This is a genomic window from Phycobacter sedimenti (assembly GCF_038148855.1).
GTDB lineage: Bacteria > Pseudomonadota > Alphaproteobacteria > Rhodobacterales > Rhodobacteraceae > Phycobacter > Phycobacter sedimenti.
The window spans coordinates 142,091-158,682 of sequence record NZ_JBBVGR010000007.1; the positions used below are offsets into that span (position 1 = coordinate 142,091).

At 64.2% G+C, this 16,592-nt stretch carries 15 protein-coding genes; 9 read left to right on the plus strand and 6 right to left on the minus strand.

The window, feature by feature from the left end:
- Nucleotides 1–70: 70 nt before the first annotated feature.
- Nucleotides 71–1,330: a cytochrome P450 gene (locus tag AADA15_RS13635; RefSeq protein WP_341642103.1), complete on the minus strand. Its 1,260-nt coding sequence runs from the start codon at nt 1,328–1,330 to the stop codon at nt 71–73.
- A 97-nt stretch (nt 1,331–1,427) separates the two neighbouring features.
- Here AADA15_RS13635 and AADA15_RS13640 point away from each other — a divergent pair, with 97 nt between their 5' ends.
- Nucleotides 1,428–2,117 carry a type 1 glutamine amidotransferase gene (locus tag AADA15_RS13640; protein WP_341642104.1) on the plus strand — a complete coding sequence of 230 codons (690 nt, stop codon included), beginning with the start codon at nt 1,428–1,430 and terminating at the stop codon, nt 2,115–2,117.
- Nucleotides 2,118–2,120: 3 nt separating this feature from the next.
- Here AADA15_RS13640 and AADA15_RS13645 read toward each other — a convergent pair whose 3' ends face one another.
- Nucleotides 2,121–2,771, minus strand: coding sequence for a GntR family transcriptional regulator (locus AADA15_RS13645; protein ID WP_341642105.1), 651 nt, complete (start codon nt 2,769–2,771; stop codon nt 2,121–2,123).
- 384 nt (nt 2,772–3,155) lie between these two features.
- Between AADA15_RS13645 and AADA15_RS13650 the strand changes: the two genes are divergently transcribed.
- The gene (locus AADA15_RS13650) at nt 3,156–3,725 is read left to right on the plus strand and encodes a GNAT family N-acetyltransferase (protein WP_341642106.1); all 570 of its coding nucleotides are present in this window, start codon (nt 3,156–3,158) and stop codon (nt 3,723–3,725) included.
- Here AADA15_RS13650 and AADA15_RS13655 read toward each other — a convergent pair.
- The 4 genes from AADA15_RS13655 to AADA15_RS13670 form a co-directional block, all read right to left on the minus strand.
- Nucleotides 3,704–4,846 carry a nitronate monooxygenase gene (locus AADA15_RS13655; RefSeq protein WP_341642107.1) on the minus strand — a complete coding sequence of 381 codons (1,143 nt, stop codon included), beginning with the start codon at nt 4,844–4,846 and terminating at the stop codon, nt 3,704–3,706. The two genes, AADA15_RS13650 and AADA15_RS13655, sit on opposite strands and share 22 nt — an antisense overlap.
- Nucleotides 4,843–6,813 (minus strand): acetyl/propionyl/methylcrotonyl-CoA carboxylase subunit alpha, encoded by a 1,971-nt coding sequence (locus AADA15_RS13660; protein WP_341642108.1) that lies wholly within the window; start codon nt 6,811–6,813, stop codon nt 4,843–4,845. The genes AADA15_RS13655 and AADA15_RS13660 overlap by 4 nt, the downstream gene beginning before the upstream one ends.
- A 15-nt stretch (nt 6,814–6,828) precedes the next feature.
- Nucleotides 6,829–8,445 carry an acyl-CoA carboxylase subunit beta gene (locus AADA15_RS13665; protein ID WP_341642109.1) on the minus strand — a complete coding sequence of 539 codons (1,617 nt, stop codon included), beginning with the start codon at nt 8,443–8,445 and terminating at the stop codon, nt 6,829–6,831.
- Between the two features lie 77 nt (nt 8,446–8,522).
- Complete coding sequence (locus AADA15_RS13670) at nt 8,523–10,313, minus strand: acyclic terpene utilization AtuA family protein (RefSeq protein ID WP_341642110.1); 1,791 nt, start codon at nt 10,311–10,313, stop codon at nt 8,523–8,525.
- 272 nt (nt 10,314–10,585) lie between these two features.
- Between AADA15_RS13670 and pcaF the strand changes: the two genes are divergently transcribed.
- The 7 genes from pcaF to AADA15_RS13705 all read left to right on the plus strand — a co-directional run bounded on the left by pcaF (nt 10,586) and on the right by AADA15_RS13705 (nt 16,437).
- The gene (gene pcaF / locus AADA15_RS13675; RefSeq protein ID WP_341642111.1) at nt 10,586–11,788 is read left to right on the plus strand and encodes a 3-oxoadipyl-CoA thiolase; all 1,203 of its coding nucleotides are present in this window, start codon (nt 10,586–10,588) and stop codon (nt 11,786–11,788) included.
- A gap of 15 nt (nt 11,789–11,803) precedes the next feature.
- Nucleotides 11,804–12,781: a 1,2-phenylacetyl-CoA epoxidase subunit PaaA gene (gene paaA, locus AADA15_RS13680; RefSeq protein WP_341642112.1), complete on the plus strand. Its 978-nt coding sequence runs from the start codon at nt 11,804–11,806 to the stop codon at nt 12,779–12,781.
- Between the two features lie 82 nt (nt 12,782–12,863).
- Nucleotides 12,864–13,148 carry a 1,2-phenylacetyl-CoA epoxidase subunit PaaB gene (paaB, locus tag AADA15_RS13685; protein ID WP_341642113.1) on the plus strand — a complete coding sequence of 95 codons (285 nt, stop codon included), beginning with the start codon at nt 12,864–12,866 and terminating at the stop codon, nt 13,146–13,148.
- Nucleotides 13,148–13,909 (plus strand): 1,2-phenylacetyl-CoA epoxidase subunit PaaC, encoded by a 762-nt coding sequence (paaC, locus tag AADA15_RS13690; RefSeq protein ID WP_341642114.1) that lies wholly within the window; start codon nt 13,148–13,150, stop codon nt 13,907–13,909. Before paaB ends, paaC begins: the two co-directional genes overlap by 1 nt.
- A 125-nt stretch (nt 13,910–14,034) precedes the next feature.
- A complete protein-coding gene (paaD, locus tag AADA15_RS13695; protein ID WP_341642115.1) occupies nt 14,035–14,508 on the plus strand; it encodes a 1,2-phenylacetyl-CoA epoxidase subunit PaaD in 474 nt (157 codons plus the stop codon).
- A gap of 10 nt (nt 14,509–14,518) precedes the next feature.
- Nucleotides 14,519–15,592 (plus strand): 1,2-phenylacetyl-CoA epoxidase subunit PaaE, encoded by a 1,074-nt coding sequence (paaE, locus tag AADA15_RS13700; RefSeq protein WP_341642116.1) that lies wholly within the window; start codon nt 14,519–14,521, stop codon nt 15,590–15,592.
- Nucleotides 15,593–15,675: 83 nt separating this feature from the next.
- Nucleotides 15,676–16,437 (plus strand): Phenylacetic acid catabolic protein, encoded by a 762-nt coding sequence (locus AADA15_RS13705; protein ID WP_341642117.1) that lies wholly within the window; start codon nt 15,676–15,678, stop codon nt 16,435–16,437.
- Nucleotides 16,438–16,592: the final 155 nt, after the last annotated feature.

The following is a 16,592-nucleotide window of genomic DNA, read 5'->3' on the forward strand; positions in this document are numbered from 1 at the left end:
GCAAGCGCCCTCCCACGGGGGAGGTCGGGCGCTGTCCGGGCTGCGCCCGGACCCTACATGTCAGTTCAGCCTATGCCGCCTCGACCCGTACCGGCAATTCCTTGATGCCGCCGACAAAGTTCGAACGCAGGAATTTGTGCGGCCCCGCCGCCTCGATATGGCTGATCCGTTTCGCCAGCTCCTGAAACAGCACGGTCACTTCCAGCCGGGCCAGCCACATGCCAAGGCAGACATGCGGGCCAAATTGCCCGAAAGAGAGATGCCGGTTGGGGCTGCGCATCAGGTTGACGCGGAAGGGATCGTCGAAATAGCTCTCGTCCCGATTGGCCGAGATGAACCAGTAAAGCACCTTGTCGCCTGCGCGGATCGTCTTGCCGTGCATCTCCACATCCCGCGTTGCGGTACGGCGGAAGTAGAGCGCGGGCGTCGCCCAGCGGATGATCTCATCCGCGGCGGTTTCCCACACGTCCCCGCCTGCCTGCATCTGCGCGAGCAGCTCCGGCTGGTGGCACAAGGCCTGAATGCCGGCCGCGATGGAATAGCGCGTAGTATCATTGCCCGCCGCCACCAGCAGGCAGAAGAAATTGCGGAACTCGGTCTCGGTGATGGTCGATCCATCCTTGGCCGGTTCCAGGATCAGGTTCAACACACCGGAAGTGTCGCCCTTCTTCGTCTTCGCCTCCATCAGCTCCTTGGCATAGACATAAAGCTCGGCCCCCGCAGGCGAATTGAAGGGCATCATGCGGAACTCATCCGTGTCCATCTTGTCGAGGACGTGCGTGGTGAAATCGGGGTCGGTATTGGCAATCAGGGCATCGCCCTTTTCCACCAGCCAGGGCAGATCCTCCTCAGGCAGGCCCACCACGCGCCCCAGCATCCGCATCGGCAATTGCCGGGCGATCTCCTTGGTCGCGTCAAAGCTGCCCTTTGCGAGCGCCTGATCGAGGATCTCGGCACATAAGGACCGAATGTCCTCTTCGTATTGCGCCATGGTGGTCTTTGAAAACGCCCTCAGCAGCTTCATGCGCACCTTGGAGTGTTCCGGCGGGTCGGTCTCCTGAAAGGTGCGGCGGGCGAGGTATTCCTCGTAGGACTGATCCTCCATCCGGATCCCGCGGGCGGATGAGAACACTTCTGTGTTCTTGTTCATCGCCGTGATGTCCTCGTAGCGGGTCACCGACCAGTAGTTTTCACCGCCCGCGTAATCGGTCCAGTGCAGGGGATCCTCGCGGCGCAGCCGGGCAAAGGTGTTATGCGGCGCGCCTGCTGCAAATGTGTCGTGGCTGCTGAGATCGGCAAAGCCGTCGTCCTGCGGTGTCCAGATCGTCATGAGGGGCTTCCCGAATGGTTGCTTTGTGTATATTATTGGACCTCATAAATATGTAAACGAAAATCTTGCGAGGCAGATCATGCACTTGGCCATTCTGATGACCAACACAGACGAGAGCGACTTTGCCGCGCGCCACCCCAAGGACGGGAAGAAATTCACCGATCTCATCCACATGGCCCGCCCCGGCTGGCAGGTCTCGGTCTTTTCGGTGAAGGATGGCGCGTTCCCATCGGACATCGCCACCTTTGATGGCGCGTTGATCACCGGCAGCCCGGCCTCGGTCCGCGATGATCTGCCGTGGATCCCGCCGCTGATGGAGCTGGTCCGGGATATGCACGCCCGCAAGCAGCCCCTGTTCGGGGCCTGTTTCGGTCATCAGGCGGTGGCGCTGGCCCTTGGTGGCGCGCTCGGGGACAATCCATGCGGCTGGGTACAGGGGCTGACGCTCAATGCCTTGCAGAACACGCCCGCCTGGGCGCGCGAGTTGCCAAACCCGTTGCGCCTTTATGGCTCGCACAAGGAATGCGTCACAGCCCTGCCGCAGGTCGCCGTGCCGACGGCCCGCAGCAACGGGATGATCGCGGGCTTTACCGTCGGTCGCCACATCTGGACCACCCAGCATCACCCGGAGATGAGCCACGGCTTCATCACCGCGCTGACCAAAGAGATGCAGGGGATTCTGCCGAAAGAGGTCTATGCGCAGGCTATGGAGAGCCTTGCGGAAACATCCGATCAGGCGCGGTTTGCCGAAGCGCTGGTCCGGTTCTTTGAACAGGGCACCCGCTGAGGGTCAGCCCAAGGCCGCCAGAAGATCCATCACCGTCACCTGATCGAACTGCACGTGGGCGGCCATTTCTGCCTCGGCGGCTGCGCTGTCGTGGACCAGGATCAACCCCGCCAGCCTGCGGTGATCGCGGGCAGAGGCGGCAATGGAACCGGGGTAGCGGTAGCGCGCCCTGTAATAGGCCATCAGCTTGCGCGCGTTGGTCTTGATCATCTCCACCAGGAAGGGATTGCCGGACCCCAGCGCGATCACCTCGTGAAAGCGCAGATTGAGCTGGTAATAGCCATCGGGATCTGCGTCACCCTTTTCCGCAGCATGCGCCTCGCAGGCGGCCACGATACGCTCCAGGTCCTCGGCTTGCGCCGGTGTCATGCGGCGCGCGGCAAGGCCGGCGGCCTGCCCTTCCAGCTTGGCATGGACTTCGAGGATGGCGAGGAACTCTTCCAGCGTCGGCTTGAACAGCACCGCGCCCTTGCGCGGCAGGCGGCGGATCAGACCCGCGGTTTCCAACTGGATCAGCACCTCCCGCACGGGCGTGCGCGAGACGTTGTGACGGCTGACAAGTCCCGCCTCGTCCAGCACGTCACCGGGATTGAGGCGCCCCTCGTCGATATCGCTGAAGATCGCGTTGAGTAGCTGCTCACTCTGCCCGGCCATGCCTGTCCTGTTGTCACTGCTTCGATTGCCTTGCAGCGCAGGATAGGCGGGGCACCGGCCCAACGCAACGTCAGGGGTGAACCCGAACGACGACCGCGCATTGCATCCCATCGCGGCGGGGCTCCCGCGCCCGCAGGACCACCGGCCAAGGCCGGTTGGACCTTGGCGGCCTTGGGCATGGCACCGTGCCACGCACGGTGCAGCGCCGCGCGCCGCGCGGCGCCGGACCCAACGGGCACGTGCCCATTTTCAAATGGGCCAAGCCGGGCGGGAGCACCGCGTTGCAATCTGCACACAGGCGATCAGATTGCACGCTGTCCCATTCCTCGACCGACCCCACCATGCTCTTACTGTCCGCTCCACCCAACTCCCGGAACAAAGACCATGCCAAAGCCCCGCGCCGCCAATAGAACGCTCAACCTGCGCCCCGCGAAGTCAGCCGATTGCGCAGCGCTTGCGGCGCTGTCGATCGAGGTGTGGACGGGAACCTACCTACGCGAAGGCGTGAACGGGACCTTCGCCTCCTTCGTTCTGGACGCCTTTACCCCAGGCCGCTTTGCGGCCCTGCTGAGCGATCCCGAAGAGACCATCATCGTCTCCCAGAACCGGGTCGGGATCGACGGCTATATCCGTATCACGCAAAACCGCCCGTCACCCGTGGGCGGGTGCATGACCGAGATTTCCACCCTCTACGTGCAGCCGCGTCATCATGGCGGCGGCATCGGGCAGGCGCTTCTAAAGGCCGGGCTGGAGCATTGCGACGCCCACGGGCTGGGCGAGCCGTGGCTCATGACCAATTCAGAAAACACCCCCGCCATCGGATTTTATCACCGGCAGGGATTTGCAACCGTGGGTGACACCATGTTCGAGATCGACGGGATCGGCTATCCCAACACCTTGCTACACTACGAAGGCGCCCTGAAGGATCCGGTTCATCCTTCCAGCGCCGTCTGAAGACGTTCATAGCCGCGCAGGAAATCCTCCTTGAAGGCCTGCACGACCGCACCCGCCGACATGGTCTGGGTCATAAGGCCCACGCCCTGCCCCACCCAGTAGGTGGCCAGATCCTGCGCATCCACATCTCCCGCCTGGCTCAACTGATCGATCCGCGCCAGCGCCGGTTCGGAGACCAGCGTCTGCAAGGGCATCGGCAGTGGTTTGGGGGCGTTTTTGCCCTCCCAGGCTTCGGTCCAGCCGCTGACCAGCTGGCGGGACGGCTTGCCGGTGCGTGAGCGCGCCCGCACCGTATCGGCGCTGCTGGCCGCCAGCATCTTTTCCTTCACCACCGGGTTTGTCTCGGCCTCCGCCGTGGTCAGCCAGACCGAACCACACCAGGCCCCGGCCGCGCCCATGGCCATTGCCCCCGCCATCTGCGCGCCGCTGGCGATGCCACCCGCCGCCAGCACCGGGACAGAGGCACCCATCGCCTCCACCGCCTGTACCACCTCGGGCACCAGCACCATGGTTGCAACCTCGCCGGTGTGCCCGCCGGCCTCTCCGCCTGCTGCAACGATGATGTCCACCCCGGCCGCAACCTGCGCCCGGGCATGTGCAGCGGTGCCAACCAGCGCCGCAACGGCGACCCCATTTGCCTTGCCCATCTCCAGCATATCGGCGGGCGGCACGCCCAGCGCATTTGCGATGAGTGCGATGGGGTGGCGAAAGGCCACTTCCAGACTGCGCCGTGCGCCTGTCGCGCTGATATTGTCGCGAAAGACCAATAGCTCCTGCCGCCGCGCATCCAGATCGCCGGGATCCAGCCCCTTGCCCCGCAGCACGGATGCGGCAAAGTCCTTGTGGCCTTCGGGAACCATGGCAAGGATCTGTTCGGCCGGGATGTCCTGCCCCTTGGCCTCGAACTTGTTCGGCACGATCAGATCGACGCCATAGGGGCGCCCGTCCACGTGATCGTCGATCCAGGAGAGTTCCTCTTCCAACTGCTCGGGGCTCATCATCGCGGCCCCAAAGACGCCCATGCCGCCTGCATTGGTTACTGCGGCCACCACGTCGCGGCAATGCGAGAAGGCAAAGAGCGGAAATTCGATTCCAAGCCGTCTGCACAGGTCCGAGTTCATGCTTCACCTCCATCCACGTCAATAGAAACCAGAAGTTCGCCCGCCTTGACCTGAGCGCCCGCGGTGACCGGCACGTCTGTCACTGTGCCAGCAGCCCCTGCCAGAATTTCATGCTGCATCTTCATTGCCTCGAGCACCGCCAGACGCGTGCCCGCTTCAACACGGTCGCCCGCCGCAACGCAGACCTCCAAAAGCGCGCCATGCATGGGCGCGGTGATCTGGCCACCGGCGCCGCCCGCTGCAGACGTGGCGCCCGCCCGCAGGCGCGTGACCTCGAATATGCGCCCGCCACTGGCAATGAACAGCCTCTCGCCCTCCATCAGAACATGCCTCAGATCGGCGCGGATGCCATCGAGGCGCAGATCCGTGCCCTGCCCGGTCACCTGATGCGACCAATCCCCGTGAGTAACGGTCAAAATATCGCCCGCTTCGCTCAGCCGCAGATCATGCTCTGCCTCCCCGGTGGCGATCTTCAGCCGCGCTTGCAGAACGCCTTGTGCCGACCAGCCCAATAGCTCGGGCGCAACGCCGCTGGCCTTGGCCGATGCGTCCTGGTCGGCGCGGTAGATCAGAGCCGCTGCCAGTGCGATCTCCTTTGTACTCAGGGGCACCGCCAGATCAGAAGGCAGGTGATCGGCAATGAAGCCGGTGGTCGCCTGTCCGGCGGCAAACTCGGGGTGGCACAGCACCTGCAGGAGGAAATCGCGATTGCAGGACACACCGAAGAGGACGAGATCCTTCAGCGCAGCGGTCAATCGCCCCAGCGCCTCGGCCCGGGTTGCGCCATGGGCGATGAGTTTGGCCAGCATCGGATCGTAATAGGGAGAAACCTCCTGCCCGCTGACAATCCCCGCATCCACGCGGATGCCTACACCACTCGGCGCCTGCCACAGGGCAATGCGCCCGGCCTGCGGCAGGAAATCCTGTGCGGGGTCTTCTGCATAAAGGCGCACCTCGATGGCGTGACCTTTCAGCGTGACATCCTCTTGCGCAATGCCAAGGGGCTGCCCTTCGGCCACGCGGATCTGCAGCGCCACCAGATCAAGGCCCGTCACAGCCTCCGTCACCGGGTGTTCCACCTGCAGGCGCGTGTTCATCTCCAGGAAAAAGAAAGCGCCGCTGTCGTCCAGCAGAAACTCCACCGTGCCTGCCCCGACATACCCGATGGCGCGGGCAGCCTCCACGGCGGCAGCGCCCATGCGGGCGCGCAGGTCGTCGCCCAGCGCGGGGCTCGGTGCCTCCTCCACCACCTTCTGATGGCGGCGCTGGACCGAGCAGTCCCGCTCTGCCAGATGGATGGTGTTGCCATCCCTGTCGGCAAAGACCTGGATTTCCACGTGGCGCGGGCGGATCACGGCCTTTTCAAGGATCACCTCGTCTGATCCGAAGGCGGACAAGGCCTCGCTTTGCGCCAGCCCAAGCGCGCCCGAGAAGTCCTCTGGCCGCTCCACCAGACGCATGCCGCGCCCACCGCCGCCAGCGGCGGCCTTGATCATCACCGGAAAGCCGATCCGCGCAGCCTCTGCCGCCAGTACATCCGCCGACTGGTCTTCGCCCTCGTATCCCGGCACGCAGGGCACGCCCGCCGTAATCATGCGCCGTTTTGCGGCGGCCTTGTTGCCCATCAGTGCAATCGCCTCGGCGCCGGGGCCGATGAAGATGAGGCCTGCCTCTGTGCAGGCGCTTGCGAATTCGGCGCTTTCCGACAGGAACCCATAGCCCGGATGCACAGCCTCCGCGCCTGTCTCCTGCGCCGCCGCGATCAGTTTCTCTGCAGACAAGTAACTGTCGCCCACTGACCCCGCGCCAATGCAGATGGAGCGGTCGGCATAGGCCACATGGGGGCTGCCCGCGTCCGCTTCGGTGTGCACGGCGATGCAGGTAATGCCCATGGCGCGGGCGGTTTTCATGATGCGCAGGGCGATCTCGCCCCGGTTCGCCACAAGGAGTGAAGTGATCTGTGTCATGTCCGTCTCCCCCCTTCAGGCCCGCGCCACGCCAAAGGCATTGGGCCGCAGATCGCGGGCGCGGGCCTCCACGCAGGTGGCAAGGCAGAAGCCGATCACCCGGCGGCTGTCGCGCGGGTCGATCATCCCCATGTCGAGCATATGGCCGGAGGTATAAAAGGCATGAGACTGCCGGTCGAAATGCGCGGTGATCTTGGCCCGCTGGGCAGCAAGGCGTTCCTCATCCACCGGGAGGCCCTTGCGCTCGGCGGTGCGGCGGGCGACCTGCTCCATGGTCAGGGCCGCCTGCTCTCCGCCCATCACGCCGGTCATGGCATTTGGCCAGGTGAACAGGAAATCGGCGCCAAAGGCATGACCGCACATGCCGTAATTTCCGGCCCCGAAACTGGCCCCCACGTAAAGCGAAATCTTGGGCACCCGCAGGTTGGTCACCGCCTGGATCATCTTGGAGCCATGTTTAATCATGCCGCCGCGCTCATATTCGGTACCGACCATATAGCCGGTGGTGTTACCCAGAAAGACAACCGGCGTGCCCGCCTGATCCATCGCCTGCAGGAAATGGGTCGCCTTGGTGGCGCCGTCCGGGTCGATGGGGCCGTTGTTGGCAAGGATCCCAACAGGCTGCCCCATGATGCGCGCCTGCAGGCAGAGCGTTGCAGGCCCGTAGCCCGGTTTGAAGTCCAAAAGATCCGATCCATCGACGATCCGCGCCGCGACCTCGCGCATGTCATAGGGTTTGCGGTAATCGACCGGCACCACACCTGCCAGTTCATCAGGGTCGTGTTGCGGCGCGTCATAGTCTGGAATCGGCGCAGCACCTGAGGGCCAGCCCAGCCCCGCGACCACCTCGCGGGCGATCTCGATCCCGTGGGCGTCATCTTCGGCAAGGTATTCCACCAGCCCCGTTACCTCGGCGTGCATCTCGGCGCCGCCCAGATCGGCGTCCTTTGCCACCTCTCCGGTGGCGGCCTGCACCAGCGCGGCACCCGCCAGCATTGCCATGCCATTGCCCTTGACCCCGATCACATAGTCCGACAGCCCCGGCTGATAGGCCCCGCCTGCGGTGGAGGCGCCATGCAGCACCGTGATCACCGGAATGCCCGCTGCAGAAAGCCGCGCAAGCCCTGCGAACATGCCGCCACCATGGGCCCAAAGCTCCACCGTGTAGCGCATCAGATCGGCGCCGGCGCTTTCGACAAGGTGAATGAACGGCAGCTTCTGGCGATGCGCGATTCCCAGCGCGCCCAGCGCCTTGTCCACCGACTTGCCGGTCATCGCCCCCGCATTGATCCCCGCATCATCGGCAAAGACCAGACAGCGTACGCCGGAGACATAGCCGATCCCGGTGATGATCGAGGCGCCGGGAATGGAGGTCTCCGGGTCGGGGTCGTCCACCAGATAGGACGCCATGTTGTAAAGCTCGACAAAGGGCATGCCGGGATCCAGCAGCGCCGAGATCCGCTCACGCGGGGAAAGCTGGCCGCGCTTGTCGAACACCGGGCGGCGCTCTTCGGATTTGGCCGCCGCGCGGGTTTCGAGTTCGCGCATGCGCTCCACCAGCGCCAGCATCTCGGCGCGGTTGGTCTGAAAGGCATCGCTGGCCGGGCTGATCCGGCTTTGAAAAGCTGTCATGTCACGGCTCCCTTTATCATCTTGCCTTGTCCCGCCCGGCCAACAGGCCGGACAGCGCCCGTCTGGCTGACACCTCGTTATTCATCCCACCCCCCCAGCAGATCCGCATCCACCGGCACCGGTGCGGCCAGCAGCAGCTGGGCGTATCCCTTGGCCTGCGGATCATTGCGCAGGGAGGACGTGCCACCCCCGCCCAGCGCGCCGTGCAAAAGGATATTCATCGACGCACTCCCCGGCAGGTAGAAGCGTTCGATTCGGCCTTTGGTGAAATGACCAAAGACGCGGCTCAGGTGATCCGCGTCCAGCGCGGCCCAGATCCAGGGCATAAACTCGGGGCGACGGGCAAGAATACCGATATTGGCAATGTCGCCCTTGTCACCGCTGCGCCCATAGGCGAGGCGCACGAGCGGCACCTCGACCACCCTATTCGCTGTCGGAGCAACCGGAAGCGCAGGGCGCCTGGGCGGATCGGCGGGCTGCGGTTCAGCGGCCGGGATATCGACCTCCCCCGCCTCATCCCTCAGCGTCACCGCCACCTGATCCTTTGGCGTGAGGTAGGAAAACAGCGCCAGCACCGGGCTGGGCCTTGGCCGCGTGCCCGCAAATCCCGACAGGCCCGGCGGGGTGGCAAGGCCCAGCCCGGTGGCCTCTTTCATGAAAAGACCCACGGCGCGCGCGTCCACGTGACGCACGGCGATCTTGGCGGCGACCTCGCGCGCCGGGGGGCTTTGGCGCATCGCACCGAACTGGCTTTCGGCGCCGATCAGCTCAACGCTCACATCGGTGAAATCGGGTGCATTCATGGCTTTGAGCTGCGCCCGCGTGCGCGTCGAAGCCGCATCGGCAAAGGCCTGGGCCTTCTCTTCGGCCTCCAAGCCATAAAAGGTGAAGATATGCCCGGCGCGGTAGCCATCGGCATGGGTGAGGCAGGTCTTGTAGTCCCCCGGCACGCCAAGGCCCCTGGCCCCGGCCACATGCACGCGGTCCGGGCCGGTCTGTTCCAGTGTGACGCTTGAGAAATCGCAGATGACATCCGGCAGGATGTACGCCTGAGGATCGCCGATCTCATAAAGCATCTGCTCTCCGACCGTGCCGCGCGAGACCAGCCCGCCGGTGCCTTCGGGCTTCACCACATCGAAACTGCCATCGGGATGAACCTCGGCAATGGGGTAGCCGATGGTGTCCAGCCCCTCCACCACATCGCGCCAGTCGGTAAAGTTCCCGCCCGTGGCCTGCGGCCCGCATTCCAGGATATGCCCGGCGAGGGCGCCTCCCGCGAGCCGGTCCAGGTCCTGCGGGGCCCAACCGAAATGATGGATGCAGGCGCCAAGCGTAACGGCGCTGTCGACGCAGCGCCCGGTGATGACGATATCCGCGCCCCGATCCAAAGCGGCAGCAATGGGAAAGGCGCCAAGGTAGGCGTTGATACTGGCGATCCTGTCCTTGGGCGGAAAGGGCGCGCCGGTGAACATCTCTGTCGGAGCGTTGGCGGCAATCTCTTCGATCCCAGCCGTCAGGTCATCTCCTTCAATGACCGCGACCTTCAAGCTTAGCCCCTGCCGCACGATCTCTTCGCGCAGGGCCGCGGCGCAGGCGCCGGGATTGACCCCGCCTGCATTGGAGATGATCCGCACGCCCTGCGCGGCGATCTCCGCAAGGTTCGGCGCCATGGCAGCACTGACGAAATCACTGGCATATCCTGCGCCGGAATCCTTGGCGCGGGCGCGGGCCATGATGGCCATCGTGATCTCGGCCAGATAGTCATAGACGATGAAATCCAGCCCGCCCGCCGCCAAAAGCTGCGGGGTTGCGAGGGCTGCATCGCCCCAAAAGCCGCTGGCACCACCGACGCGCAGACTCCTCACCATGTCTCCTCCCTCGATGCGATACCTTCTGCAGGGTCCTCCACCCCACAACAGACCGATCGTTCTGTTTTAGCCTGCCTGAAACCCGACCTCCCCCGCAACAGAAATTCGGAGACCCACGAGAAGGACGTGAGGTCACTCTGCTGGATGATACGTTACACGATTCACCAGAATTAGGATTTTGCGTTACATTTTACTTGCCGCGAATCGATGCTTTAATGTACACCGACTACACGGTCGGCTAATTTTTGACCCAACAGGAGACATGAAGCCCCATGGATGCATTCATCTGCGATGCCACCCGGACCCCGATTGGCCGCTACGGCGGCGCCCTTTCCCAGGTCCGCACCGACGATCTGGCGGCAGCGCCCATTGCCGCTCTTGTCGCGCGCAACCCGAATGTGGACTGGGCCAGCATCGATGACGTGATCTTTGGCGATGCCAACCAAGCCGGCGAAAGCAACCGCAACGTGGCCCGCATGGCGGCCCTGCTGGCGGGTCTGCCGGTGGACGTGCCCGGCACCACCGTCAACCGTCTCTGTGCATCCGGCATGGATGCGGTGGGCATGGCCAGCCGCGGGATCCGTGCGGGCGACTATGACATGGCCATTGCAGGCGGCGTCGAAAGCATGAGCCGCGCGCCCTTCGTGATGCCCAAGGCAACCTCGGCCTTCACCCGCGCCAACGCGGTCTATGACACCACCATCGGCTGGCGCTTCGTGAACAAGAAGATGCACGAGATGTACGGCACCGATTCCATGCCGCAGACCGCTGACAACGTGGCCGAAGACTATGCCATCTCCCGCGCAGATCAGGACGCCTTTGCCGCGCGCAGCCAGGCCCGCTGGGCCGCCGCGCATGAGGCGGGCGTCTTTGCCGAGGAGATCACCCCGGTCACCATCCCCCAGCGCAAGGGCGATCCGCTGGTCGTGGACACCGACGAACACCCCCGCCCCGGCACCGATGCTGAAAAGCTGGCCAAGCTGAAGGGCGTCAACGGCCCCGACAAGACCGTGACCGCAGGCAACGCCTCGGGTGTCAACGACGGCGCCGCCGCCATCCTGATGGCGAACGAGGCCGCTGCAGCGAAGAACGGGTTGAAACCCATGGCGCGCATCGTCGGCATGGCCGCCGCAGGGGTCGAGCCCCGCGTGATGGGCATCGGCCCGGTGCCCGCGACGCAAAAGGTTCTGGCCCGCACCGGCCTTACCATCGACCAGATGGATGTGATCGAGCTGAACGAGGCCTTTGCCTCGCAGGGGCTTGCCACCCTGCGCGCCCTTGGCGTGGCGGATGATGCCCCCCATGTGAACCCCAATGGCGGCGCGATCGCCATTGGCCATCCGCTTGGCATGTCGGGCGCACGGCTTGTGCTGACGGCGGCCTATCAGTTGCAACGCACCGGCGGGCGCTATGCGCTCTGCACCATGTGCGTTGGTGTCGGACAGGGCACCGCCCTGATCCTGGAACGAGTTTAACGGAGGAGACGCGCTATGTATGCTCAGATGGTAAAATCCGAGGCAACGCAGGACGATCCCGAAAAGCTGGCCGCCTTTCAGGCGCGCATTGATCGGGGCGAAAAGATCGAGCCGAAGGACTGGATGCCCGAAGGCTACCGCAAGACACTGATCCGCCAGATCGGCCAGCACGCGCATTCGGAAATCGTCGGCCAGCTGCCCGAGGGCAACTGGATCACCCGCGCCCCCACGCTGGAGCGCAAGGCGATCCTGCTGGCCAAGGTGCAGGACGAAGCGGGCCATGGTCTGTATCTTTACTGCGCGGCGGAAACGCTGGGTGTCTCGCGCGACGAGCTGACCGAGATGCTGCTGGATGGCCGCATGAAGTATTCCTCGATCTTCAACTACCCGACGCTGAACTGGGCCGATATCGGCGCGGTCGGCTGGCTGGTGGATGGCGCTGCGATCATGAACCAGGTGCCGCTGCAGCGGACCTCCTTTGGTCCCTATTCCCGCGCCATGATCCGCGTCTGCAAGGAAGAAAGCTTTCACCAGCGTCAGGGCTATGACGCCATCCGCAAGATGGCCGAAGGCACGCCCGAGCAGAAGAAAATGGCGCAGGACGCGCTGAACCGCCTCTGGTTCCCCTCGCTGATGATGTTCGGCCCCTCGGACAAGGAGTCCGTCCACTCAGAACAGTCCATGGCCTGGAAGATCAAGATGAACACCAATGACGAACTGCGTCAGAAATTCGTCGACCAGACCGTGCCGCAGATCGAATTCCTTGGCCTCGACCTGCCCGATCCGAACATCAAGTGGAACGAGGAACGTGGTCACTACGATTACACCGATCCCGACTGGTCGGAGTTCTTCGACGTGATCAAGGGCAACGGCCCCTGCAACACCGACCGTCTGGCGGCCCGCAACACCGCCTGGAAAGACGGTGCATGGGTGCGCGACGGTCTTCTGGCCCATGCCCAGAAAAAGGCCGCGCGCAAGCACGCAGCCGAATAAGCGATCCAAGCCTTATCCGCCCCCTGCCCGCGCCCGATCCTGATGCGCGGCAGGGTGGCCCCTCAGCCAGGAGGAACACCCCATGAAAAACGAATGGCCCCTTTGGGAAGTCTTCATCCGCGGTCAGCACGGCATGAGCCACCGCCACGTCGGCTCTCTGCATGCGCCCGACGCCGAAATGGCGATCAAGAATGCCCGCGACGTCTACACCCGCCGCAACGAGGGCGTGTCGATCTGGGTTGTCGAAGCCAACCACATCGCGGCCTCCTCCCCCGGCGACAAGGGCCCGCTTTACGAGCCCTCTGAATCCAAGGTCTACCGTCACCCGACCTTCTTTGACATCCCCGAAGAAGTGGGGGCAATGTAATGACCCGTGATGAGGCGTTTACCCAGTTCCTTTTGCGGATGGGCGACAACACCCTGATCCTGGGCCACCGCGTCAGCGAATGGTGCGGCCATGCCCCGGTTCTGGAGGAAGACATCGCGCTGGCCAATACCGCGCTGGATCTGATCGGTCAGACCCAGATGTGGCTTGGCCTTGCGGGCGAAGTGCAGGGTGAGGGCAAGAGCGCCGACGACCTCGCCTTCCTGCGTGATGTCTGGGATTTCCGCAACGTGCTGCTGGTCGAAGTGCCGAACGGCGACTTTGGCCGCACCCTGATGCGCCAGTGCCTGTTCGATGCCTGGCACTCGATCCAGCTGGGCCACCTGATGAAATCCAGCGACGAACGGGTCGCCGCGATTGCCGCCAAGACCAGCAAGGAAGTCGCCTATCACCTGGAACGCTCGGCCGATACGGTTGTGGGTCTGGGCGATGGCACCGAGGAAAGCCACCGCCGCATGCAGGAGGCGCTGGACTATCTCTGGCCCTATGTGGGCGAGATGTTCCAGTCCGACGAGGTGGACGCCGAGATGGTCAAGGCGGGCATCGCGCCCGATCCGGCCTCTTTGCGCGCTGACTTCGATGCGCTGATCGGCCGGATCATGGGCGAGGCGACGCTGACCATCCCGGACAGCGCCTTTGGCCACAAGGGCGGGCGCACCGGCAAGATGCACACCGAGCACCTGGGCCATTTGCTGACGCAGATGCAGTGGCTGCAGCGCGCCTATCCCGGCGCCAAGTGGTAACACCCACCGGGGGCAAAGGCTCCCTTGGCTGGGGCCAAGGCCCCGGCCATCGCAGCGGACGGGCCTTGCCCGACCGATAGTGCTGCCAGGCTAGAACATCCGGTCCAGAACATGAGGACACCCACATGAGCCAAACAACAGACAAGCCAAGCGTGGAACAGATCTGGGAATGGCTGGATGCCGTGCCCGATCCGGAAATCCCGGTGATCTCACTGGTGGATCTCGGGATCATCCGCGGGGTCGCTTGGGATGGCGATACGCTGGAGGTTGCCGTCACGCCCACCTATTCGGGCTGCCCGGCAACGGCGGTGATCAACATGGATATCGAAACCGCCCTGCGTGATCACGGGCTCGACAACATCCGCCTCAAGACCCAGATCGCGCCGCCCTGGACCACCGACTGGATGTCCGAAAAGGGCCGCGCGAAACTGGAAGACTACGGGATCGCCCCGCCGCAAGCCGCAGGTGGCCCCGAGAAATGCCCGCATTGCGGCAGCAAGAACGTCACATTGGTCAGCCAGTTCGGCTCGACCCCGTGCAAGGCACACTGGCGCTGCCAGGACTGCCTCGAACCCTTTGATTATTTCAAGTGCATCTGAGGAGACCTCCATGGCGCGCTTCCACGATCTAGAAGTCACCGATGTCCGCAAGACGATCCGCGATGCGGTTGTCGTCTCTTTGAAGCCAGTCAATGGCGCGGCAGCGGAATTCGATTTCACCCAGGGCCAGTACCTGACCTTCCGCCGCGATTTCGATGGCGAGGAGCTGCGCCGCAGCTACTCGATCTGCGCCGGCAAGGACGAAGGCATCCTGCAGGTGGGCATCAAGCGCGTCGACGGCGGCGCCTTTTCGACCTGGGCCAACACCGAGCTGAAGGCGGGCGACACCCTGCAGGCGATGGCCCCCATGGGCACCTTCTTCACGCCGCTCGATGCGGCGGCGGAGAAATCCTACCTCGGCTTTGCCGGCGGATCCGGCATCACCCCGGTGCTGTCGATCCTGAAAACCACGCTGGCGGCAGAGCCGAACTCCACCTTCACGCTGGTCTATGCCAACAAGGGTGTGAACACGATCATGTTCCGCGAGGAGCTTGAGGATCTGAAGAACCTCTACATGGGCCGCTTCAACGTGATCCATATCCTGGAAAGCGACGCCCAGGAGATTGACCTTTTCACCGGCCTTGTGACCGAGGAGAAATGCGCCCAGCTGTTTGAACACTGGATCGATATCAAGAACGTGGACACCGCCTTTATCTGCGGGCCGGAGCCGATGATGCTGGGCATTGCCGCCGCCCTGCGCACCGCAGGCCTCACGGATGATCAGATCAAGTTCGAGCTGTTCGCAAGCGCCCAGCCGGGCCGCGCGAAACGCAAGGCGAGCGCGGCGGATGCGGCCAGCGGCGCCAATCAGACTTCAGCGGCGATCACGCTGGACGGTGCGACCCAGACCATCCAGATGGGCAAGGACACCACGATCCTGGATGCGGCCTTGGAGAACGCCATGGACGCGCCCTATGCCTGCAAGGCCGGGGTCTGCTCCACCTGCCGCTGCAAGGTGCTGGAGGGCGAGGTGGAAATGGTCACCAACCACGCGCTTGAGGATTACGAGGTCGAAAAGGGCTATGTGCTGTCCTGTCAGGCCTATCCGGTCACCGACAAGGTGGTCGTGGATTACGATCAGTAACAGATTTCACGGCGCGCCCTTCGGGGCGCGTCTTTTGTTTTGCGGCCCGGGGTGCATGGGCCGATTTTGAGGGAGGACGACCCATGGCCGAGGACATGAGCATCACCAGCTATCTTGCGCAGGGCGGCAAGCTGACCAACCCATCCAACGTGCCGCCGCGCTACCGCGCCGAGCTTTTGAAACTGATGGCGACCTTCGTGGACAGCGAACTGGCCGGGGCGGCGGGATTTGCCGATATCATCAACGAAGGCCCCGGCATCAAGGCGCGCATCGCCGCTGCCAAGATCGTGCTGGAAAAGACCGACAACGCCGACAAGGTGCTGCGGATCATGGGAGACTTTGGCGCCGATACAGAGGCCTACGCGGACCATCACCCCTGGACCGCACGACTGGAGCGCGATGCCGACATCGGCCAGAGCCGCAGCAAGCACGACATGCGCCTTGCGGTCTTCAACTACCCGCTGGAAGGCTGGACGGATGCGGTGGTGATGAACCTCCTGATGGGCCGCGCGGTGGTGGTACAGCTTGGCGAGCTGTCCCGCGTGTCCTACCAGCCTCTGGCCGAAGCGTTTCGCGCCATCGGGCCCATCGAGACGCGCCACGCGGAACTGGCCGAAGAGGGGCTGGCCCAGCTGGTGCAGCATGGCGAAGGGCCGCAGGCGCAGGAAGCGGTCGCCTACTGGTGGCCGCGCGTTGCAGCCTCTTTTGGCGCCGAGGACTCGGACAAGTTCGACGGCCTCTGCGCCATGGGCCTGCGCCAGACCCCGAACGCCGGTCTGCGCAGCCAGTGGGAACAGGACGCAGGCGCGATCCTCAAGAAACTTGGCCTCGCGACCCCAATCTGAGCGAAAACGCTGAACGAAAACAAGGCGCGGGCTCCCGCCTGGACTTGGGCGCATCACAGATGCCCCGCGCCCAGTTGGGCCGGGCGCGCCGTGCGGCGCGCGTGTCGCTCTGGCACAGCAAACGAGCCGCGATGTTTCGCGCGCGAAACAGGTTG